At 34.9% G+C, this 863-nt stretch carries 1 protein-coding gene; it reads right to left on the bottom strand.

The window, feature by feature from the left end; genetic code table 11:
• Nucleotides 1-185 precede the first annotated feature (185 nt).
• Nucleotides 186-668 (bottom strand): hypothetical protein, encoded by a 483-nt coding sequence (locus CWC28_RS21155; protein WP_063707753.1) that lies wholly within the window; start codon nucleotides 666-668, stop codon nucleotides 186-188.
• Nucleotides 669-863 lie beyond the last annotated feature (195 nt).

Here is an 863-nt window from a genome sequence, read left to right as displayed (position 1 = left end):
GTTGCTTTAGATTTTCCAAATAGGGGTAACACTTTGCCGATTTCAAGCCATTCTTGAGCTTGTGCTTGCCCATCGTAAAATGCCCTACACGTTGAGAACTTCTATTAAACCATTGCTTATATGACATTGGACTAGTTAAAAGGTAAAAAGAAAGACCTGACTCTATTGGTTTGCATCCTAAAACACTACTTTTTGACACTCAACTCAAAAATCAGGTTTTCATTTCCTTCTCTAAGGTAAGCAATTTTAACAACTCGCCCCTCTTGGATTGTATCTAAATCATGCTTTCTATTCGCAAAAAATGAGTTTTCTGTTCCGTAATCATTGTACTTAAAGCGTACTCCATCAACAGTAAAAGCCTCTTCTCTACTATTTCTTTCAACAATTTGAATATCTTCAATAGCTCCTTCAACTGTAGAATAATTTCCAGAATCTATGTCATTAGATTTTAATACTAGGCAATAAAATGACAGTGACTGCATTACAAAAAAGCCAAATACAAATAAGAAGCCAAACCAGAAGTTAACTTTCTTTTCAAACTGTAGTTTATTTTCGTACCAGTATTTTATCTTCGGGCAGCACAATATTAGTAGAACAGAACAAACAAGTGAAAAATAAAAACCAAGCCTGGTGCCTGAAAAATCAGACTGAAAATAAAGTTCATACATTAACTAAATCTCCTATGGCTAATCTATGGGCCGAAGTTGCCGTATGAACCATGCAGTTTCTTTTCCCCGAGCCAATATCGAACGAACACAAAATGGGTTCAGGTCTTTCTTTTTTACATCAACTAAAGACTGAACTGAAGTGGGTATTATAATTTAGAAGGAAAAATGTAGCTCGACCTCTTTGGATAGATAAAA

This window comes from Pseudoalteromonas sp. S4492 (assembly GCF_005886115.1).
GTDB lineage: Bacteria > Pseudomonadota > Gammaproteobacteria > Enterobacterales > Alteromonadaceae > Pseudoalteromonas > Pseudoalteromonas gelatinilytica.
The sequence above is the reverse complement of the archived record's forward strand: the minus strand, read 5'-3'. Positions and strand labels throughout refer to the sequence as shown.